25 protein-coding genes and 1 pseudogene are annotated in these 18,811 nt (G+C 33.7%); 16 read left to right on the forward strand and 10 right to left on the reverse strand.

All coding sequences use genetic code 11. The features are described 5' to 3' along the window. The 5 genes from J3U36_RS08595 to J3U36_RS08615 all read left to right on the forward strand — a co-directional run. Nucleotides 1-367: hypothetical protein (locus J3U36_RS08595; protein WP_267385874.1), on the forward strand; the 367-nt coding region annotated here is incomplete at its 5' end. A gap of 9 nt (nucleotides 368-376) precedes the next feature. Continuing rightward, nucleotides 377-1,237, forward strand: coding sequence for an HNH/endonuclease VII fold putative polymorphic toxin (locus J3U36_RS08600; protein WP_267379965.1), 861 nt, complete (start codon nucleotides 377-379; stop codon nucleotides 1,235-1,237). Next, a complete protein-coding gene (locus tag J3U36_RS08605; RefSeq protein WP_267379959.1) occupies nucleotides 1,227-1,901 on the forward strand; it encodes a hypothetical protein in 675 nt (224 codons plus the stop codon). The genes J3U36_RS08600 and J3U36_RS08605 overlap by 11 nt, the downstream gene beginning before the upstream one ends. A 47-nt stretch (nucleotides 1,902-1,948) precedes the next feature. Further along, entirely contained in the window at nucleotides 1,949-2,338 is a 390-nt protein-coding gene (locus J3U36_RS08610; RefSeq protein ID WP_267379956.1) for a hypothetical protein, read from the forward strand. A gap of 29 nt (nucleotides 2,339-2,367) precedes the next feature. Continuing rightward, nucleotides 2,368-2,979 carry a hypothetical protein gene (locus J3U36_RS08615; RefSeq protein WP_267379953.1) on the forward strand — a complete coding sequence of 204 codons (612 nt, stop codon included), beginning with the start codon at nucleotides 2,368-2,370 and terminating at the stop codon, nucleotides 2,977-2,979. A gap of 161 nt (nucleotides 2,980-3,140) precedes the next feature. Here the strand turns inward: J3U36_RS08615 and J3U36_RS11415 are convergent, their stop codons facing one another. After that, entirely contained in the window at nucleotides 3,141-3,260 is a 120-nt protein-coding gene (locus tag J3U36_RS11415) for a SymE family type I addiction module toxin (RefSeq protein ID WP_416379836.1), read from the reverse strand. Nucleotides 3,261-3,475: 215 nt separating this feature from the next. Between J3U36_RS11415 and J3U36_RS08620 the strand changes: the two genes are divergently transcribed. From J3U36_RS08620 to J3U36_RS11420, 3 genes and pseudogenes are all read left to right on the forward strand, one after another. Next, on the forward strand, nucleotides 3,476-3,817 hold the full coding sequence (locus J3U36_RS08620) for a hypothetical protein (RefSeq protein ID WP_267379950.1): 342 nt from the start codon (nucleotides 3,476-3,478) through the stop codon (nucleotides 3,815-3,817). Nucleotides 3,818-3,882: 65 nt separating this feature from the next. Continuing rightward, nucleotides 3,883-4,158, forward strand: a complete 276-nt coding sequence (locus J3U36_RS08625) for a hypothetical protein (RefSeq protein WP_267379947.1) — start codon at nucleotides 3,883-3,885, stop codon at nucleotides 4,156-4,158. 45 nt (nucleotides 4,159-4,203) lie between these two features. Next, nucleotides 4,204-4,320 (forward strand): annotated as a pseudogene (locus J3U36_RS11420) (SMI1/KNR4 family protein); the annotation flags it as partial. A 92-nt stretch (nucleotides 4,321-4,412) separates the two neighbouring features. On the opposite strand, the gene J3U36_RS11425 reads toward J3U36_RS11420, so the two are convergent. Next, nucleotides 4,413-4,523 carry a SymE family type I addiction module toxin gene (locus J3U36_RS11425; protein WP_416379964.1) on the reverse strand — a complete coding sequence of 37 codons (111 nt, stop codon included), beginning with the start codon at nucleotides 4,521-4,523 and terminating at the stop codon, nucleotides 4,413-4,415. 236 nt (nucleotides 4,524-4,759) lie between these two features. Between J3U36_RS11425 and J3U36_RS08630 the strand changes: the two genes are divergently transcribed. Both J3U36_RS08630 and J3U36_RS08635 read left to right on the forward strand, forming a co-directional pair. Further along, on the forward strand, nucleotides 4,760-5,059 hold the full coding sequence (locus tag J3U36_RS08630; protein WP_267378432.1) for a hypothetical protein: 300 nt from the start codon (nucleotides 4,760-4,762) through the stop codon (nucleotides 5,057-5,059). Continuing rightward, nucleotides 5,059-5,409 (forward strand): hypothetical protein, encoded by a 351-nt coding sequence (locus J3U36_RS08635; RefSeq protein WP_267378435.1) that lies wholly within the window; start codon nucleotides 5,059-5,061, stop codon nucleotides 5,407-5,409. Before J3U36_RS08630 ends, J3U36_RS08635 begins: the two co-directional genes overlap by 1 nt. A 79-nt stretch (nucleotides 5,410-5,488) precedes the next feature. On the opposite strand, the gene J3U36_RS08640 is transcribed toward J3U36_RS08635, so the two are convergent. Next, the gene (locus J3U36_RS08640) at nucleotides 5,489-6,034 is read right to left on the reverse strand and encodes an RNA 2'-phosphotransferase (RefSeq protein ID WP_267378438.1); all 546 of its coding nucleotides are present in this window, start codon (nucleotides 6,032-6,034) and stop codon (nucleotides 5,489-5,491) included. Between the two features lie 624 nt (nucleotides 6,035-6,658). Between J3U36_RS08640 and J3U36_RS08645 the strand changes: the two genes are divergently transcribed. Further along, complete coding sequence (locus J3U36_RS08645) at nucleotides 6,659-7,027, forward strand: hypothetical protein (protein WP_267378440.1); 369 nt, start codon at nucleotides 6,659-6,661, stop codon at nucleotides 7,025-7,027. A gap of 45 nt (nucleotides 7,028-7,072) precedes the next feature. Here J3U36_RS08645 and J3U36_RS11430 read toward each other — a convergent pair whose 3' ends face one another. Beyond that, complete coding sequence (locus J3U36_RS11430; protein ID WP_416379819.1) at nucleotides 7,073-7,201, reverse strand: SymE family type I addiction module toxin; 129 nt, start codon at nucleotides 7,199-7,201, stop codon at nucleotides 7,073-7,075. A 223-nt stretch (nucleotides 7,202-7,424) separates the two neighbouring features. On the opposite strand from J3U36_RS11430, the gene J3U36_RS08650 reads away from it, so the two are divergent. From J3U36_RS08650 to asd, 3 genes are all read left to right on the forward strand, one after another. Next, a complete protein-coding gene (locus tag J3U36_RS08650; protein WP_267378442.1) occupies nucleotides 7,425-7,598 on the forward strand; it encodes a hypothetical protein in 174 nt (57 codons plus the stop codon). A gap of 328 nt (nucleotides 7,599-7,926) precedes the next feature. Further along, nucleotides 7,927-9,900 carry a prolyl oligopeptidase family serine peptidase gene (locus J3U36_RS08655; protein ID WP_267360949.1) on the forward strand — a complete coding sequence of 658 codons (1,974 nt, stop codon included), beginning with the start codon at nucleotides 7,927-7,929 and terminating at the stop codon, nucleotides 9,898-9,900. A gap of 215 nt (nucleotides 9,901-10,115) precedes the next feature. Then, nucleotides 10,116-11,219 (forward strand): aspartate-semialdehyde dehydrogenase, encoded by a 1,104-nt coding sequence (asd, locus tag J3U36_RS08660; protein ID WP_267360951.1) that lies wholly within the window; start codon nucleotides 10,116-10,118, stop codon nucleotides 11,217-11,219. Between the two features lie 66 nt (nucleotides 11,220-11,285). On the opposite strand, the gene J3U36_RS08665 is transcribed toward asd, so the two are convergent. From J3U36_RS08665 to nagB, 3 genes are read right to left on the reverse strand one after another with little or no spacing between them, the layout of a single operon-like run. Then, nucleotides 11,286-12,515 (reverse strand): ROK family protein, encoded by a 1,230-nt coding sequence (locus tag J3U36_RS08665; RefSeq protein WP_267360953.1) that lies wholly within the window; start codon nucleotides 12,513-12,515, stop codon nucleotides 11,286-11,288. 34 nt (nucleotides 12,516-12,549) lie between these two features. Next, nucleotides 12,550-13,692, reverse strand: a complete 1,143-nt coding sequence (gene nagA / locus J3U36_RS08670; protein ID WP_267378445.1) for an N-acetylglucosamine-6-phosphate deacetylase — start codon at nucleotides 13,690-13,692, stop codon at nucleotides 12,550-12,552. A gap of 11 nt (nucleotides 13,693-13,703) precedes the next feature. Next, the gene (gene nagB, locus J3U36_RS08675; RefSeq protein ID WP_267349995.1) at nucleotides 13,704-14,510 is read right to left on the reverse strand and encodes a glucosamine-6-phosphate deaminase; all 807 of its coding nucleotides are present in this window, start codon (nucleotides 14,508-14,510) and stop codon (nucleotides 13,704-13,706) included. A gap of 250 nt (nucleotides 14,511-14,760) precedes the next feature. On the opposite strand from nagB, the gene nagE reads away from it, so the two are divergent. Further along, a complete protein-coding gene (gene nagE / locus J3U36_RS08680; RefSeq protein ID WP_267378447.1) occupies nucleotides 14,761-16,260 on the forward strand; it encodes an N-acetylglucosamine-specific PTS transporter subunit IIBC in 1,500 nt (499 codons plus the stop codon). A 267-nt stretch (nucleotides 16,261-16,527) separates the two neighbouring features. On the opposite strand, the gene tusC is transcribed toward nagE, so the two are convergent. The 3 genes from tusC to fkpA are packed head-to-tail and all read right to left on the reverse strand — an operon-like array spanning nucleotide 16,528 to nucleotide 18,106. Continuing rightward, nucleotides 16,528-16,881 carry a sulfurtransferase complex subunit TusC gene (tusC, locus tag J3U36_RS08685; RefSeq protein WP_267360958.1) on the reverse strand — a complete coding sequence of 118 codons (354 nt, stop codon included), beginning with the start codon at nucleotides 16,879-16,881 and terminating at the stop codon, nucleotides 16,528-16,530. A 17-nt stretch (nucleotides 16,882-16,898) separates the two neighbouring features. Next, nucleotides 16,899-17,264 carry a sulfurtransferase complex subunit TusD gene (gene tusD, locus J3U36_RS08690; protein WP_416379820.1) on the reverse strand — a complete coding sequence of 122 codons (366 nt, stop codon included), beginning with the start codon at nucleotides 17,262-17,264 and terminating at the stop codon, nucleotides 16,899-16,901. 8 nt (nucleotides 17,265-17,272) lie between these two features. After that, nucleotides 17,273-18,106 carry an FKBP-type peptidyl-prolyl cis-trans isomerase gene (gene fkpA, locus J3U36_RS08695; protein ID WP_267349990.1) on the reverse strand — a complete coding sequence of 278 codons (834 nt, stop codon included), beginning with the start codon at nucleotides 18,104-18,106 and terminating at the stop codon, nucleotides 17,273-17,275. A gap of 221 nt (nucleotides 18,107-18,327) precedes the next feature. On the opposite strand from fkpA, the gene fabZ reads away from it, so the two are divergent. Further along, a complete protein-coding gene (gene fabZ, locus J3U36_RS08700) occupies nucleotides 18,328-18,774 on the forward strand; it encodes a 3-hydroxyacyl-ACP dehydratase FabZ (RefSeq protein ID WP_065558097.1) in 447 nt (148 codons plus the stop codon). The last annotated feature ends 37 nt before the right edge of the window (nucleotides 18,775-18,811 follow it).

Here is an 18,811-nt window from a genome sequence, read left to right on the forward strand (position 1 = left end):
TAGAGAAAATAATAAAAACCTGGGTGGAATGGGGAGTGATGTTAGCAAAGGGATAGACAGTGCGATATCGATAGTGACCGGCATTGTCACCGGCAACATCACAGGCGGACTGGCTGGCGCCAGTGCACCTTGGGTCGCGGAGCAAATCAAAAAGCATACCGGTCATAAGGAAGAAAACGGAAACTGGAAGACCGATGATGTAGCCGGTAATCTTATTGCCCATGCGATTTTGGGTGCGGTGGTAGCTGAACTACAAGGTAACTCAGGACTAGCCGGCGGTGCCGGTGCCGTAACCGGTGAACTGGCTGCGGATATCATACGCAAACAGCTCTATGGAAAAGACGTTAAGGACTTAACCGAAGCATAAAAAGAAAACATCAGTGCCCTCGCCCAACTTGCCACCGGACTGGCTGTAGCCAGTGTGGGCGGTGATGTAGGCGATGTCAGCACGGGTATAGCAGCAGGCAAGAATGCGGTTGAGAATAATAATTTGGCTTGGGTTCTTCGTGTAGTATTTGGAGGTAAACCAATTACGGTAAGTATGTCTGAATACTTAGTAATGCAGGGTTTCACAACAGCTCAAGCCGAATTGTTATTAAACTCGATGACAGATACTGAAAAAGAATTCTTTGAAAAACGGATGAAATTAGTTGCAGAATATGCGATAGAAAAACAAATTAATGAACTAATAAGTAGAAATAATCATAAATTTGATAATGAAGGATATCCAATTCCAGAACCATTACCACCGTTGCCTGGTTATCAACCATTAGATCCAGAAGAATTAGGTCCAAATCATACAGGACACGGTGGTGGTTTAGATAATATAGAGTTTCCGAATCATACAGGAGGTAATCAAATCCCCGAACCGCTACCACCGTTGCCGGGATATGAACCACTAGATCCTGCTTGGATAAATAACGCTTTAACTTCTGAAGAATATGTTCCTCCAAATCTGTCTCCTGAAGGTGCGGGAAGGGCTGGAGCTTTTAATGAAGCAAAAAGAAAATCAGGAATACCTGTTTCAACTCATCCAGATCGTGTCGTTGATAATTTTGATCTTAGAGGAAAAAAACAAAAAGGGCGTGTATATGAATTTGATGTAAAACAACCTAATGGTAAAATTAAAACAATAAAAATAAGAGAAGACGCTGGTGGACATTTTTATGGTGAAAATAATCCACAAAATAGAGGTCCTCATTTCATCGATAATAAAGGAAATCATTATGATTATTGATTTTAAACTTAGAAAAACTAAAAATATTAGAAGTGATAATGATGTTTTAAATTTTGATTATGTAAAAAAATTATCTAAAGATTTTCCTGCTATGAGTTTAGAAAAAAAATATCAAGATCGCGAACATGGTTATACTGATATTTTGTTAAAATTAATTGATGCATGTCATTTAGATATGAAAAATTATTATCTTGGATATTATAGTGAATTTGTACCATTACAGGACAATAGCAAAATATTAAAATATAAAGGTTATTGGTTTCTCAAAGATTCACAAAATGAAAAATACGCAAATTTATGGGGGAAACGTTATTCATTTTTGACTCATAAAAAAGAGTTCTTATTAGAAAAACAGGACAAATTGAAAATGAGTGGCATTGTTTTTTTAAATCTAGAAAATACTAATGAAATAGAAGAACTAATAAAAAGTGTTTCATATAATGTTGACAGAGGTTTCTTTTTTATAATACAAAAAAATTTTTTAGACGAATTTGAAGAAATTATTAAAAAATATGATTACTCTGATTACATTGACTTTGTTCTAAACAAACATGGATGTGTATTTATATTATTAGGAGATGAAGATAATAAATCTTCGGAAATAGTGGTTATTTCAAATGAAATAATAATCAATCGAATAATTCATGATATTGAAAATTTTTAAAAGTAAGTTAGCTTAAAATAGACCTCAATAAATAATTTAATTTTAAATTGGTTGTATTAATCTCTGGAAAGGGGACGAATAGATCATTTGATGAATTACCTTTAGTCAAGCCTCGTTCAATAGATAAAATAGACCCAGCAACAGGTCAATTTGTTTTAGATAAAACAAGTATAACAAAGCTAAATAAAGAAGAAGTATATCTTTATATTATAGATGCAAATAATAGTATACAAATAGCACCTAGAGGTAGCGCTGGACGAACAGGAGTAAAACATACTCAACTCAGCGGTGGTGAGCCAGTAAAAGGTGCTGGAGAGCTAAAAATGAATTCCGATGGAACTTTATCTATAAATGATCGTACTGGACGTTACAGTAAGCAATCCGGGAACGCTCTTAATAAATTGCAATCTCATTTATCATCAAATTTGAATATATAAACTAATATTTCAAGAGAAGAGTTTTGATAATGAACATAAATAATTATTTAGAAACATTAGATCTTTCCAAACCAGGAGTAGTTGGAGATCTTGATATAATGCTTGATTCCTTTAAAAATTTAAAAGAATTATCTATGGATGATATTTGTAATTTATGCCCTAAACGTAAAGATGTTACTAGTATATTAATAGGATTATGGGCTTCGGGTTTTCTTAAATCCCCTTTATTTGATAGTAATTATTCTTTAAAAGGGCTAAAAAATTATAAACGGGAATACCTTACAGCAAGAGAAAAACGTCTAATGTTAAATGGATTATTTGACATTATTCGTTATTCACATATAGATAATCCTGAAGATCATGATGCGATTGATTATATTTATTCCGTTTGCCGTAATCTATACTTGCTTATTCCTGATGAGTTAGAAGATAATTTAGTTGAGCAATATTTATTGAATCCTACAGCGTCTTTTATTGATGCTTTAGGTCGATTAGTAAGAGACAAGTACTCAATACAGCCAGAAACATTTATTTTACTTAAAAATGCAGCTAATAATCCTAATGAAAAAATTGCCTCAATGGCAAAAGAAGTTTTAGAAGAAGATGTAAAACCAATGAATGAAATTTATCACTTTTTATAATTATTAAATTTTGAAATCCCAATATAATTTAATAAAGATCTCCTCAACGATAGGGCAATCAATTATTGAAGCCCTTCTATGATTTCCTAAATCTAGATTGTGAGTTCAATAATCAATCATCCTGATCAGTTTTAACGTTAAAAGGGAAACAGACATAAAAGTCAATCCATCTGCTCCAGCCACCTGCCTTTAATGGTAAGTCGTGGTCTGGGGTTAGGCTTTGTGCCTTGTGGCACGTAACCCACGGTATAAAATCGCTCATTGGGTTGTGGTGCAGGCACTTTTTCTATATAAAGAGACTAAAGATAAAATACTGGATAATTAGGCTACCAATCAGAAAGCCAAAGAAAGTAGCAAATTTGGTGAACATGTATCAAAAGAACAAGAGATTAATGCTGGAAAGGGGACAGCAGGAAATATTTCGGGTTTAAGTGAAGCAGAAATAAATAAAATTCTTGCTAAAGAAAAAGGATTTCGTCCAGATCCAAGTACTTATATGTCAAAAGCTGAAATTGAAGCACATTTAGCTAAATTTGATGATGATGCAGTTAGATTTACTTCTAAAGCTAAATATGAACAGTATGGTACTTATGGAAAAAATAATGGATTTGTTATGCCTGCATCAGAATTTAATCAACTAATGAAAGAAGCAAATAGTGACTTAAGAATTGTGGAAAAAAAACTAGGTTTAGAGGATGGCTATTTAAGTAATTCGGATTGTATGGCAGTTTACATTCCGAAAAGCGAATTTAAAAATTACCATCTGGTAATGAAGGAGGCGCTAATAAATTTTGGAAACCAGGAGGTAAAACATCAGGGGGAATTTCTGAAGCGGTAATGGATTTATCAAAAATTAAAAATGGAATAATTATGGATTTAAAAAACTAGCTATTAGGAGGAAATATGGAAAGTAAAGTACGTATTATAACTAAATCAGGATTAATTTTTGAAGGAACCCCTATTTCAAAAAAGGAACCAATCCTTGAAGAGGGCGAGTTCTCAACAGATCCGAGTTGGTGGCGGATAAAAGAAGAAAGTGGTAAATATTTATTTCGATGTTTATCAGGCGCATTAGCTGGTGGTGAATGTAAAACTGAAATTACTAAAGAAGAATTTGATAAACTTCATACTGGAGAAATAACCGCAAAAGATATTTGTTATAAATATAATATTGGTTGATTTATTTAAAGATTTATGCATTTATTATAGGAAGCTAATGGTAGCTATTATTGTTTACTTCCAAATGGTAGAGTACATTATTGGACACCAGATGGCTATAGCAATGATTCTTGGGAAGATCTTGCAGATTGGGTAGAACAAGAATGGATTAATGGAGATTAAATAGTTTATTAGTCAAAATTTAGAATTAAGATCATTATTAAATAAATTATGAAAATAGCCAATTAAAATGAATAGAGTTCTTTTATATCGTTTTAAAGTTTCAAATCAATCTCTATCATCAACTTGCCCTGTTCAATCTTAATAATAACAGGGCAGCCCACATAAAAACCAAATTGCTCCAGCCAGCGCCACTTAATGGTCAAAAGAGACTAAAAATAAAATACTGGATAATCAGGCTACCAATCAGAAAGCTAACGAAAGTAGCAAATTTGGTGAATATGTAGCAAAAGAACAAGGGATTAATGCCGGAAAGGGAAATGTCAATAATATATCTAATCTAAATCCTAATGAAATTAGATTTTCACAGAATACAGTTTCATACTCTAAAACATATAGAGTTACAGGAAGCAAATATACTTACGATGATCTTGTAACTAGTATGAGAAATAATGGTTGGAAAGGTGATCCAGTTGATGTAGTAAAAATGCTAGATGGAAAAATAACAAGTATGGATAATACACGGATTACTGCAGCGCGAGAAGCAGGTATAGATGTTAAGGCAACTATTCATAATTTTAACGAGAAACTAACACCTGAAATCCAGAAAGCTCGAGGCTGGGAACAATACAATACTTGGGGTGAAGCAATCCAAGGACGTATAAATAAACAATCGGGAGGGTTTGGAAAAATAAACCCAAATGGATCTATAGAATCTCCAAAAATAAAAGGTAAAAAGTAATGTCAAATATTTTTTTATATAATTGTCCTATATTACCTAACGGTTTTGTTTTTCCTAAAACCTATATTGATCTAATAATGAATAATAATATTATTGAAATTGACCCGTGGTCTTTTTTATGTCGAGATAAAGGAATGTCGTTAAGTTATTATGGTTCAATGCTGATAAAATATAAGGATCATCCTTTGATACCTTTTGCTATAGCAGATGATCAATCAGGATTTTTTAATGATGGTTATATTATTTTAGCCTGCTTTGATGGAAAAGATACGAGTGGAGAACCAAAAGTGTATTTTCATGATTATGGTTATCGTGGAGAAGAACCATCTTGGGAAAACGTTACTATTTAGATAATTTTTCAACTTGGTTTGAATTAGCCAAAGAAGAATCAGCCCAATTTAAAGCAGAACAGGCTGAATTAGATAAGATTTAGTCAAATATTAAAAAAGTATTAGGAACAGTATTAGTCAACCAGACACCGTTATCAGCCAAATAAAATTTAAAACCTTGTTGATACATCTGCAAGGTTTTTACTTTTAATACTATTGGTTTTCCATGTCTTTCTCCCACTTTATTAGCAGTCTTCTCATCACCAGATAAATGGACATAATGGCGACTACCAGCAACTAATCCTAGTTTTTTAATGGAATCAATAAATCGGGTTGCAGTGCCATGATATAAAAACTCTGGAGGCATTTGTTCTGCATGGTTAATTTTTACTTGTTGAGTTGAATGTCCTTGAGCTGCACGTATTTTTAAGCCATCATCAGAAATCGTAAAACGTTTTTTATCATTTGTTTTAACAACTAGCTCAATTAACTCTCTAGTAAGATGTTCTCCATGTTGATTAGCTTGCATGATTAGGTTATCAATATTAACCCAACCATTGGAATCTAATGTGATTCCAATAGCTTCTGGTTGATGTCTCAAAATATAGCTTAAAAATTTACTTATTTTATCTAGTTGTTTGCTCATATTTATTTCCTGAATAATTCCCACATAGTAGTGGGAAAATCTACCATTTATTTTTAAATTTGCAAATCAAACTTTATCTCCAACTTGCCTTCTTCAATCATAATGATAACAGGGCAGCCTATATAAAAGCCGAATTGCACCAGTCATCTCCCATTAATGGTCAAAAGAGACTAAAATACTGGATAATCAGGCTACCAATCAGAAAGCCAACGAAAGTAGCAAGTTTGGTGAACATGTAAAAAAAGAACAAGAGATTAATGCTGGAAAGGGGACGACCACTCCAACACCACCTATAAAAATTAATGTTGCAAATGATTTTACAAAATCGCCTCAATCTATTTGGGGTAGATCTACTGATGATATTGCAAAAGATTTTCAAGCAGCAGGTTATCAAGTTAATGTTAGACAATCAACAAGAGGTTCAGGGCAGGCGGTCATTATTGAAGTTAAAGGTCATCCTGAAATTAGCCAGATACAGATACATCCAGGTGGAGGTCGTCATGGTGGTAGCTATTATAAAGTATCAACTACAACACAAGGTACGATAAAAGTTGTTGATCCAAAGACATATAAACCAAGTGCGGGAGAAAAAGCGACAATTATTAATAAACCAAAGGAATAAATATGAATAAGATTAAATGGGTAACTCAGGCAATAGCACAGCCTTGTGAAATACAAAAGAGTTTATTTCCTGATTTTGCAAATATAGCTGATGAATTAGCTGTTGAGTGGGAGATGGCCTTAGATGAACTTAATGATCCTCTAGTAGCATCTTCTCTCACATCAGAACAAAAACTAGCATTAAAAAAATTAGATGATTATATGTTATCTATAAGTGGAGCTGCTAATATTCAATACTGGAATAATAACGCACTTTGTGAAAGCGTTGAGTGGCAAAAAATGAGAAGAATGGCCATTGATATATTGTTCATCATGAATTGGGAAAATGTTGTACCAGCAAAAGCCGATGCAATATATATCAATCATGGTTAAGTATCAAATCCCCACATAGTAGTGGGAAAAATTAACCATTTATTTTTAAACTTGCAAATCAAGTTCAACAATCAACTTGCCCTGTTTAATCTGAATGATAACAGATCTGCCGACATAAAACCCTATCTGCTCCAGCCACCTGCCTCTAATGGTCAGTTGTGGTCTGTGGTTGATTTTAGTTTAGAATTTATTTTAACCATAATAACTAGCCTCATTAGTTGTTGTGGTTAGCAGTTTGTCGTTAATCTATGCTGTTATTTACTCTATTGTTTTACTTATCTGCTTAAACCTTCCCTCCAAACTTAAGTTAATTCTAAGCTTTTCATTTATCCTTTATCTAATATCCACTAAACAAAAGTAAGACAAGTTATGGTTAGTGGGGGTGCCGGAGGTCCGAGTGTACCTACAGCTTATCAAAACAGTGATAGTGACTCAAGCACGACAAAATCGGCGGTTGAAAAAAGGCGAGTTAATCATCTGCAATAAAGAGCAGCAAAAACAGGATATCAATGAATTAAGTCGGGATACTGAGAATGCGAATAATCCGCTGAAACAGATATTTGATAAGTAAAAAGCGTTAGACAAAACTGAAAAATTGAATTGTTTAGTAAATATTCTTAAATTATATATCGTTTCAAACAACGATATATTTAATATCACTTATCTTTTTGATAGAAGTATGTTCAAATATGAACGAAGCTAGGTAACGATAAGTTTGGTAATGAATAATAATGATTGGAAAAAATAGATCAAATTTAGAATTTCATATATCAATATTAGACAAAATAAATAGAAGATATTCATCGATTATACTAAATAAAAACATTTCTATTATCTTGTTGTTATTCATAATAGTATTTAATTGCTTTGCAATAGATAGCGATACACAATTAAAGCCAATGAAAGCGTTCGATAAATATGCTTGGATGGAAACTGAGCAAGAAAAAATGCATAATTGGTTATTATCTGAATCCGATCGTTCAGTCAATATTCTTGAAAAGTTGGATTGGTTTGCTTCGATTAAAAAACGACTTGAAGAATTAACTGAATATGGAGCTGAACCAGTAATTTTTTATATTAGATTACAAGGTAATAACACTTTTTATTTTAAACAAACAGCTCAGCATCCTTATAATCGTCTCTTTGTGAAAAATCGTTTTGGTAAAGAAACACTATTGATTGATCCTCCTGTTGGTTACGGTATCTATGATTACTATCCTTCTTATGATGGGCAATATATTGCTTATAGTATTTCTGAAAATGGTTCGAATGTTTCAACAATAAAAGTGTTTAATTTAAAAACTCGAACACATCTTCCAGATAACTTATCGGGCATTACTGACACAAATTTATTGTGGGCGGAGGATAATTTATCTTTTTTCTACCATAGAAATAATTTATTTAAAGCCAATAATATAAAAGCTGGAATCGAAGAAATTTATTTACATCACTTAGATTCTGATACAAAAAAAGATATCGTAATTTTTGGTAAAGATCAGCTGTCGAACTATAACGCCAGAACAGATCAAAATACATCTTTATCACTTTCTTCGAATTGGGCGATTGCTTGCTCTTCATCTTCATTATCAGGCTATAATCTTGATTTATACAAATTACCTCGAGAGAACCTTAATAAAAATAATGTTAGTTGGAAGAAAATTATCGATAGAAAAGAGAATGTTACGGATTTTTTGGTAAAAGATGATTGGTTATATTTGGCTAAATATAATCATTATTCAGGCTATAGTATTTTTCGGGTTAATCTTAATGATATCAATCAATCAGAAGAAAAAATTATTGAATGGCAAAATGGAGAATTAACGAATTTTGTCGCCAATAAAGATGCAATTTATCTCACCTATCATGATTCTGAGCAATTAAAATTTGTGTCTATTCCTTTTTCAGATATTCATAATATTAAATCGATTCCTATTTCAAATAATAATGAAGTAACGGCTATATTTACGAATTCAGATCAAGATGAGATTTTATTTACGCAACAAAGTTGGACTAGCCCACCAAAAATATTTCGTTATCATCCGAATAATCAGTTAATTGAAGATTCTAAAATTTTAAATTCAGATCATGCTTTATTTTCAGAATATGAATCTGAACAAAAATGGGTTAAATCAAATGATGGAATACTCATTCCATTAACACTCATTTATAAAAAAGGAATGAAATTTGATAGTAGTGCACCAACTTGGTTAACAGTGTATGGTGCCTATGGTGAAAGTGAATTCCCCAATTATGATGCTTCACGTTTAATATGGCTTGAAAAAGGTGGCATAATTGCCATAGCTCATGTGAGAGGCGGGGGGGAATTAGGTCCGAAATGGCATTATGATGGTACAGGTTATAAAAAACAAAATTCAATTAATGATTTTATAAAATGCGCTGAATACTTAATTCATTATCATTATACTCAACCCTCTAAATTGGTGATAAGTGGAAATAGTGCTGGCGGTATTGTTATAGGTATGGCATTAATAAAGCGTCCGGATCTTTTTGCTGCTGCATCAGTTAAGGTTGGCATGTTGAATATGAGTCGATTAGATAAAATTCCAATAGGAAGGGCTAATTTTGAGGAATTTGGTTCACCTTTTAAAAAACACGAGTTAGAAAATTTAATTAATATTGATGCCTATCTTAATTTAAAAGAAGGTGTTGAATATCCTAATGTCATGGTGTCGGTAGGATTACAAGATGATCGCGTTTCACCATGGCAAAGTGCTAAATTTGCAGCAAGACTTAATGATATAAAGCGTCAACAAGATGAAAGGGTTTTTATTATTACCGATAAGTATGGTGGACATTTTATGGATAACTTTTTATATATGATGACATTCTTTTTTTGGAAAACAGATAACTAAAATTATATTTGTAACGTCATTAGTTTTTTCTTATTAGCAATAAAAACACCATTATTTTAAACGAAATATTGAGTTCTAAAAACGAGTTAAATATAACGCCATGTTATTATTTTATAACCTACAAAAATAATTCTTATCTTGCTTGTTTTATGATGATATTTTGCTTTAATAGTAAAAAAGTCTCTTGGTATAACATCTACTTTTGGAAATAAAATATGAAAAATGTTGGTTTTGTTGGATGGCGTGGAATGGTGGGGTCGGTTCTGATGCAACGTATGGTTGAAGAACACGATTTTGATTATATTAATCCTATTTTCTTTTCGACTTCACAAGCAGGGCAAGCTGCACCTAGTTTTGGCGGTAAAACAGGAACATTGCAAAATGCTGATAATATTGAAGCATTAAAGGCGTTAGATATTATCGTGACTTGTCAAGGTGGAGATTATACTTCCGAAATTTATGCAAAATTACGTGCTTCGGGGTGGCAAGGATATTGGATTGATGCCGCATCTACATTGCGTATGGAAGATGACGCCATTATCGTATTAGATCCTGTCAATAAAGCGAATATTCAAACAGCATTGGACAAAGGTATTAAAACGTTTGTCGGCGGGAATTGCACAGTCAGTTTAATGTTAATGTCACTGGGTGGCTTATTTGCTGAAAATTTGATTGATTGGGTGTCGGTATCAACTTATCAAGCGGCTTCTGGTGGTGGTGCTCGCCATATGCGTGAACTTTTAACGCAAATGGGGATGTTAAATGCCGAAGTTGCCAAAGAACTACAAGATCCTCACTCTTCAATTTTAGAGATTGAACGTAAAGTAACCCAAAAAATGCGTGATGGAAGTTTGCCAACCGATAATTTTGGTGTACCACTTGCTGGGAGTTTAATTCCTTGGATCGATAAAGCATTGGATAATGGACAAAGTAAAGAAGAGTGGAAAGGGCAAGCTGAAACCAACAAAATATTAGGTACCAATCAAATTATTCCTGTAGATGGACTATGTATTCGTATTGGTGCTTTGCGCTGTCATAGTCAGGCATTTACCATCAAGCTGAAAAAAGACATTAGCGTGCCGGAAATTGAAAAATTACTTGCTGCACATAATGATTGGGTAAAAGTGATACCCAATGATCGAGAATTATCAATGAGAGAGTTAACCCCAGCAGCCGTTACTGGTACATTAACCACTCCTGTTGGTCGTTTGCGTAAACTAAATATGGGTAAAGACTATTTATCAGCATTTACCGTTGGGGATCAGTTATTGTGGGGGGCCGCAGAACCGTTACGAAGGATGTTACGCATCTTAGCATAATGGTTAATCGATGGCATGATAAAACAGCTCGATTTTTTCGGGCTGTTTTTGAACTTAAAAAGTTATTTATGCTACATCATGTTCGAGCAAAATCATCAAAAGTGATCCATTAAATAACGCTTGTTGCACTAAAGCAAATGCACCAATTGCCGAGCGGTCATTGAGTGAAGAGCAGTTGATTGAAAGATTCTTTCTTAAATCTTCTAAACTCAGTGAGTTTAAAGCGCTAGTTACTGTATCTAAAAGTATTTCTGTCGCTTTGGTGAGTTCACCTGCTAATACAATTCGTTGTGGGTTAAAAATATTGACCATAATAGCTACTGCTCGACCTAGATTTTCGCCTGCATCTTTGACTAACTTAATGGCAAGCTCATCCCCTTGATTGGCTAATTGGCAAATGTTGACGATATCACAACAATCTTTTGTTAATTTAGTCGTATAACCTTGATCAATCATCTGTTTTGCTCGTCGTTCAATGGCATCATTAACAACTCGGTTTTCCAAACAACCAAAATTACCACAATGACAGCGTTCACCTAACGCATCGACTTGAATATGTCCCACTTCGCAAGCACTTTGATTATGGTTAGTCAGTAATTGTTGATTGACAATAACACCTGATCCGACACCACGATGAACACGAATCAATATTGAATCATCGACATCTTGCGTAGAACCAAAATAATTTTCGGCTAATGCTAGACTTTGGATATCATTACCTAAAAAAATAGAAACATTAAATTGTTTCTGCAATATATCGGCTAAAGGCCATGCTTTAACTTGAATATGAGGTGTATATCGAACAATTCCTCTTACAGAATCAATCAATCCAGGTAGAACCACCGATATAGCAATAAGATGCTTAATCTTTTTACTATTTTTTTGAATAAATTGTTCAATTAATGTAATCAAATATTCTTGTGCTTGTTGCTGTATAAAAACGGTAAGAGGATACACTTCAGAAACTAAGCTGTTTGCTCCAAGATCATAGAGTTCAATGGTGACATGCGAACGACTTAATTGAATAGCAATGGCTTGATAATAATCAAACTTGGCTTGAATGGAAACAGCTGGTCTTCCGCCAGTTGATTGCTGGGCATCAACTTCTTTTATAAGTTTATTCTTAAGTAGCTGTCGGGTAATTTTGGTAATGCTGGCTGGGGCTAAATGACTGATTTCGGCTAACTGGATACGAGAAATGGGAGCTTGCTGAACAATTAAACGATAAATCATAGCATAATTTAATTGTTTAATTAGTTCAGCATTTCCAACTAAATTCAGATAATTAAATGTCATATGTTGTCTCAATAATCATTAATTATCTGACATTCTAACGGGTGATTTCTCCATTAACAACCGTTTTAGTTATCGTAAAGTCTCGATTAAAAACAACTAAGTTGGCAATTTTACCTTCACTAATGCTACCAAGTTGTTTATCCACACCGATTGCTTTAGCTGGGTAAAGTGTCACCATTCTTAAGGCTTCATCTAATGCAATACCCACATATTCAACAGCATTTTTAACTGCATCAATCATGGTTAATGCAGAGCCACCAAGCGTGCCTTTATCGTCAACACATAGCCCATCTTTATAATAAATGGTTTTACCTGCAAAAACAGCAGAAGACAAATCAGAACCGGCTAACAACATTGCATCTGTAATTAAAATTAAATGATCTTTCTTAATTTTATGGCTATTGCGAATGTTTGCCCAACTTACATGATGTCCATCGGCAATAATACCAACATATACTTCTGGTTCATCATATATTGCACCAACTACGCCTGGCTCACGTCCTGAAATATAAGGCATAGCATTAAATAGATGAGTGCCTAATCGAATTCCATCATTAAAGCCACGACGACAGTCATCGTAATGACCATTGGAGTGACCGACAGAAACATGAATTCCTGCATTAACTAATTGTTTAATAAAATGGCTTTCAACTCTTTCTGGCGCAAGAGTAATGATTTTAATCACATCAGCATTTTCACATAAGAAATCAATCATTTTTTGTGAAGGTAAACGAATAATGTTTTCGTCATGAATCCCTTTCTTTTCAGGACTAATATAAGGACCTTCAAGATGTAAGCCTAATGCTTGATTAGGATGTCGAGCTAAATATTCACGCATGACCGCGACCGCTTTTATCATAAATTCATCTGTTGATGTGATTAAAGTCGGTAAATAGCTCGTACAACCATAAATAAGGTTGGTAGCTTGCATCGCTTCTAATGTTTCAACACTTAATGCGTCGAGTGTCTCATTAAATTGCACACCGCCACATCCATTGACTTGAATATCAATAAATCCAGGCGCAACGATCGCTCCTTGTAGATCTTCAATTTTGATATTGTCGGGTAAATTATCTTGTTTACAAATTTTGTCAATTTTATCACCGTCGATAATAACAGCATGATTTTCAAGAATCTCATAACCGGTATAAATACGACAATTTGTTAATGCATACATTGAGTTATCCTTTATAAAATGGTCACGTTAAGATTGTCAGCTTCCATTTGTTTAAAATATTTTAACGTTTTTACTTTAAGGTCATCGGTACTTGGTTCATCACAAACAATAATAGATGCTGGGTGCATTTGTAATGCGGATACTGTCCATAAATGATTAATTGAACCTTCAACACCTGCTTGTAATGCTAAACTTTTGTTATGACCACAGACTAATAAAATCACTTCTTGTGCATCCATTAATGTGGCAACACCAATAGTTAGTGCGTGCTTTGGAACTTGATTCACATCATTATCAAAGAAACGTGAATTGGCAATACGTGTATCTTCAGTTAGCGTTTTAATACGCGTGCGTGAACAAAGCGACGAACCCGGTTCATTAAAAGCAATATGTCCATCTTGACCAACACCACCAACAAAAATATTGATTTTGCCATAAGATTTGATTTTTTCTTCATATTGGCGACACTCTTGAGCAATATCAGTTGCATTGCCATTTAATATATGGATATTGTTTTTATCGATATCAATATGATTAAAAAAGTTTTCATGCATAAAAGTATGATAACTTTGAGGATGATCTTCAGGAATACCAACGTATTCATCCATATTAAACGTCACCACATGTTTAAAGCTAACATCACCAGCTTGGTAGTGTTTGATCAGTTGTTGATACATCACTAATGGCGAGCTACCGGTTGGTAAGCCTAACAAAAACGGACGATCCGCTGTCGGTTTAAATTGGTTAATTTTATTCACAATACGTTGTGCAACCCAAGCGCCCACTTCTTGAGCATTTTCTAAAGGAATAAGCCTCATTCGATACCACCTTTTCTGATATAATTAGAACCACTTCTTTTTTTTTGAAGTAAAATATGTTAACTGTATTTTACTATATTAGAGCAATTAATCAAAAAAAAGCGTGATAAAAATCACATATATTGAATAATTAATTTGCGAAGTAAAATAATATAATATGAAATAGAATGGATCGTTTACTGATATCTGAAGATGCATAACAAATCATCATGTTTAGATATAGTTTAAATAAATATAAGAGGTTAAACTTATGGGAATTTTAGCTTATATGCAACGTATTGGGCGCTCATTAATGGTGCCAGTTGCAGTTCTACCTGCTGCAGCAATACTTCTAGGGATTGGATATTGGATCAATAGCGTTGAATGGGGTGCAAATAGTATTGCGGCAACATTTTTAATAAAATCTGGTGGTGCTATCATTGATAACATGCCAATTTTATTTGCTATTGGTGTTGCATATGGTATGTCCAAAGACAAAGACGGTGCAGCTGCACTTTCTGGGTTGGTCGGATTTTTGATTATTACAACATTATTATCGCCAAATTCAATTGCACTTTTTGAAGGTGTCGATACCAGTGTTGATGGTTGGAAAACGCAAATATCTCCTGCATTTGAGAAAATCAATAATCAATTTATTGGTATTTTAGTGGGTATTATCTCTGCTGAACTCTATAACAAATTTAGTACGGTTGAGTTACATAAAGCGTTAGCTTTTTTTAGTGGCAAACGACTTGTTCCGATTATTGTTTCTATCGTGATGCTACTTATCTCTGTCATCTTTTATTTTATCTGGCCAATTATTTTTGAAGCATTAGTAAAATTTGGTGAATCGATTAAGAATTTAGGTGCAGCAGGTGCAGGGGTGTATGGCTTCTTTAACCGTATATTAATTCCAGTTGGTTTACATCATGCTCTTAACTCAGTATTTTGGTTTGATGTTGCTAACATTAACGATATTCCAAATTTCTTGGCTGGTCAAAGTGCGATAGATTCTGGTAAAGCTGTTGTAGGTATTACCGGACGTTATCAAGCAGGATTCTTCCCAATTATGATGTTTGGTTTACCAGGTGCTGCTTTAGCCATGTATCACACAGCGAAAAAAGGCAATAAAGATAAAACCGCATCAATTATGTTAGCAGCTTCTTTTGCAGCATTCTTTACGGGAATTACAGAACCGCTTGAATTTGCTTTCATGTTTGTTGCACCAGTACTTTATGTTATTCATGCAATTTTAACGGGCATTTCACTCTTTATTGCTGCAACGATGCAATGGATATGTGGATTTGGTTTCAGTGCCGGTTTAATCGATATGTTACTGCAATCTGGAAATCCTCTTGCAGTGCATTGGTATATGCTCATTCTTCAAGGTTTAGTGTTCTTTGTGGTTTACTATGTTACGTTCCGCTTTATCATTGTTAAATTTAACCTTAAAACCCCAGGTCGTGAAGATGAAGACAGTGCGGCACAATCATCGACAACTGATACCGCTAAACCAGCGCAAACGACAGCTGATACCACAGCGCTTGCTGAACAATATTTAGCTATTGTTGGCGGTAAAGAAAACCTGACCAATATTGATTCTTGTATCACTCGATTACGTTTGAGTGTGAAAGATTCTGATTTAGTTGATGAAGCAGCTGCTAAAGCATTAGGTGCAATGGCTGTGATTAAACTAGGTAAAACAGGTGTGCAAATTGTTGTAGGTCAACAAGCTGAAAAGATTGCAGATCAAATGAAAAAATTAGTTTAAACGATAACAACTTAAACTATCACTATTAATTAATCCGCCTTATTCGTCATACTTAACGACAAAATAAGGCGGTTTTTTATTTTTCTTGATTACTTATTACCCTTCGATATTCTTATTTCTTTCCGTTGTGTTTGATTTGATAATCAGTTATTGCGTTTCTAAATATGGCTTAGTCTAATGTTAATCAGACTAGATTAATCTTAATTGAAAGGATGTGTGGGCGAAACAATTTTTAATAATGAAGCAGATTAAAAATTTAATATTAAATTAGAATGTTAAAATGACATCTTGCTCATCAAGCAATTGATTTAAATCGTAATGGTTAATCACTTTAGTGGTAATATTAAAGGTGAAATCAGAAAGATTATGCGATTTTAATGCTGACTCACTCACATAAACATCTTCAATATCATAAAGTTCAAGCATATTGAATGTGGCGATATAGTCACGCATCAAAATGAGATCGGGTTGCTGATCAGGTAATAAATGAAAAATGCCTTTATCGGTAAAAATGACCGTAATATGATTTAAAGCAGATAATGCTAAAGCCAAATCAAGTGCTTCTCGACCTTTGGCACTACCATGAGGGGAAGAATGAATAATAATGGCAATTTTCTTCATATCATTAACCGTCATATTTAAAATTGAATAACACGATCTGATAAAGTGATTGATTCAGTTAGCTCGCCTAAACCGGTTAATTGAAAATAATCGGCAATATTTGCTTCGGTTATTCCACGTCTTAGCGAAGCTGCAACACAAATTGTTAAGGGTAGATCATATTTTTTTGCTAATTCTTGCCAAGCGCTGACTAAATCAAATTCATCATTGGCAGGGTCGGTATATCGATTACCATTATAAACACCATCAGCGTAAAAAAAGATATTTTTTATGGTGTGAGATGTATTTAACAATAAGGCTTGTGCAAATTGATACGCACAATAAGCAGATTGGGTCCCATAAGCAGGACCCAAAACAACGAGTGTATATTTCAATGAAGTAATCAATTTATTTATCTTATTTGCTTAAATGAAGATTGTTGATTGTTCCCATTGTTATCTCCATCAATGCCCAATAGAGAAATTTCAAAAACTAAAGTTGATTCTGGTAAAATCGCTGCTTTGTCTCCTTGAGCTGGATAATATTGACTACCATATGCTAATTCTGGTGGAATGACTAATTTGATTTTACCACCTACTCCAATTAATTGAATTCCTTCAGCCCAACCTTTAATTACTTCATCAAGTTTAAAGCTAACGGTTTCACCACGATCATATGAGCTATCAAATTTACGTCCGTCAACGAGTTTACCTTCATAATGAACAATAACGTTACTATCTTTTGTTGGATGATGAGAAGAACCTTGATTAATTATTTGATAAAGTAAGCCCGACTTAGTTTGTTTTACACCACTTTGTTTAGCAAATTCTGAACGGAATTTCGAACCTGCTTCAATATTTTCTGCTTTTTCTTTTTCAAAACGCGCTTTGGCTTTTTCCATCACACGTTGACGAATAGCACTTAAAATAGCGTCAGTTTCATCATTTGATAATTGTGATTTACTGTTAAATGTTTCAGTGAGTCCGCTGATAATATAGTCAGGATCGATATCAATTTCGCTTTCTTTTAAAGAAGACGCAAATGAAGAACCTAATGCATAAGAATCTTTTTGTGTTTGAGTAGTTAATGTCACTTTATTCGGATTGGCTGATTGTTCTGCCGACGTGATAGTTTGTTCAGCATGGGTAGTTGTTTGCTTATCCGTCGGATTACTTTGGGTATCACATCCAGTTAAAGCTAACACAATTGCGCTACTGATTAGCGTCATTCTTAAAAATAACTTCATTTTAATTCTCCATATTGAAATTTTTTTATTATTATTAATATTATAACTTATTTGATATTAGATAATACAGTATTTACAAACCATTATTAGTAAAAAATTCGCCTTAACAAATCATTAACATTGTCATTAATCCTTTCTTGATGATTAAATCATTCTTGAGTGCAAGTGGCATCCTCAGTTATAATGTAAAAAGTTTATATTAATATATAAGGATAGCTATTTTGACTACCGAACTTAATACCCTTGATATCGAAGAAATTATTAGTTTATTACCACATCGATATCCTTTTTTAATGGTTGATCGTGTGATTAGTTATGAAAAAGGGAAAACGCTAAAAGCAATCAAAAATGTAACGGTCAATGAGCCTTTTTTTCAGGGACATTTTCCTAATAAACCCATTTTCCCCGGTGTTTTAATTTTAGAAGCGATGGCCCAAGCAACGGGTATTTTAGCTTTTAAAAGTATTGAAGAATTATCACCCGGACAATTGTACTATTTTGCATCTATTGATAAAGCTCGTTTTAAACGACCTGTTGTGCCTGGTGATCAGATTGTACTGGATGTGGAATATATTAAAGAGCGTCGTGGAATTGCATTATTCCATGGTGTAGCAACTGTTGATGGAAAGTTAGTTTGCGAAGCCGAGATGATGTGTGCTCGTAAATAGTATTGATTTGTCTAAATATCCCAAAAACAGTATGAAG

The sequence above is a fragment of the Gilliamella sp. B3817 genome (genome assembly GCF_026536705.1).
In the GTDB taxonomy this organism is placed as follows: domain Bacteria; phylum Pseudomonadota; class Gammaproteobacteria; order Enterobacterales; family Orbaceae; genus Gilliamella; species Gilliamella apicola_I.

Bases quoted from the DNA above. Each gene is read 5' to 3' on its own strand.
- nagE (WP_267378447.1), top strand. From the start codon at position 14,761: ATGGGAATTTTAGCTTATATGCAACGTATTGGGCGCTCATTAATGGTG.
- J3U36_RS08630 (WP_267378432.1), top strand. From the start codon at position 4,760: ATGAGAAATAATGGTTGGAAAGGTGATCCAGTTGATGTAGTAAAAATG.
- tusC (WP_267360958.1), bottom strand. From the start codon at position 16,881: ATGAAGAAAATTGCCATTATTATTCATTCTTCCCCTCATGGTAGTGCC.
- fkpA (WP_267349990.1), bottom strand. From the start codon at position 18,106: ATGAAGTTATTTTTAAGAATGACGCTAATCAGTAGCGCAATTGTGTTA.
- nagB (WP_267349995.1), bottom strand. From the start codon at position 14,510: ATGAGGCTTATTCCTTTAGAAAATGCTCAAGAAGTGGGCGCTTGGGTT.
- asd (WP_267360951.1), top strand. From the start codon at position 10,116: ATGAAAAATGTTGGTTTTGTTGGATGGCGTGGAATGGTGGGGTCGGTT.
- J3U36_RS08615 (WP_267379953.1), top strand. From the start codon at position 2,368: ATGAACATAAATAATTATTTAGAAACATTAGATCTTTCCAAACCAGGA.
- J3U36_RS08620 (WP_267379950.1), top strand. From the start codon at position 3,476: ATGTCAAAAGCTGAAATTGAAGCACATTTAGCTAAATTTGATGATGAT.
- nagA (WP_267378445.1), bottom strand. From the start codon at position 13,692: ATGTATGCATTAACAAATTGTCGTATTTATACCGGTTATGAGATTCTT.
- J3U36_RS08605 (WP_267379959.1), top strand. From the start codon at position 1,227: ATGATTATTGATTTTAAACTTAGAAAAACTAAAAATATTAGAAGTGAT.
- J3U36_RS08655 (WP_267360949.1), top strand. From the start codon at position 7,927: ATGAAAGCGTTCGATAAATATGCTTGGATGGAAACTGAGCAAGAAAAA.
- J3U36_RS08665 (WP_267360953.1), bottom strand. From the start codon at position 12,515: ATGACATTTAATTATCTGAATTTAGTTGGAAATGCTGAACTAATTAAA.
- J3U36_RS08645 (WP_267378440.1), top strand. From the start codon at position 6,659: ATGAATAAGATTAAATGGGTAACTCAGGCAATAGCACAGCCTTGTGAA.
- J3U36_RS08625 (WP_267379947.1), top strand. From the start codon at position 3,883: ATGGAAAGTAAAGTACGTATTATAACTAAATCAGGATTAATTTTTGAA.
- J3U36_RS08635 (WP_267378435.1), top strand. From the start codon at position 5,059: ATGTCAAATATTTTTTTATATAATTGTCCTATATTACCTAACGGTTTT.
- J3U36_RS08640 (WP_267378438.1), bottom strand. From the start codon at position 6,034: ATGAGCAAACAACTAGATAAAATAAGTAAATTTTTAAGCTATATTTTG.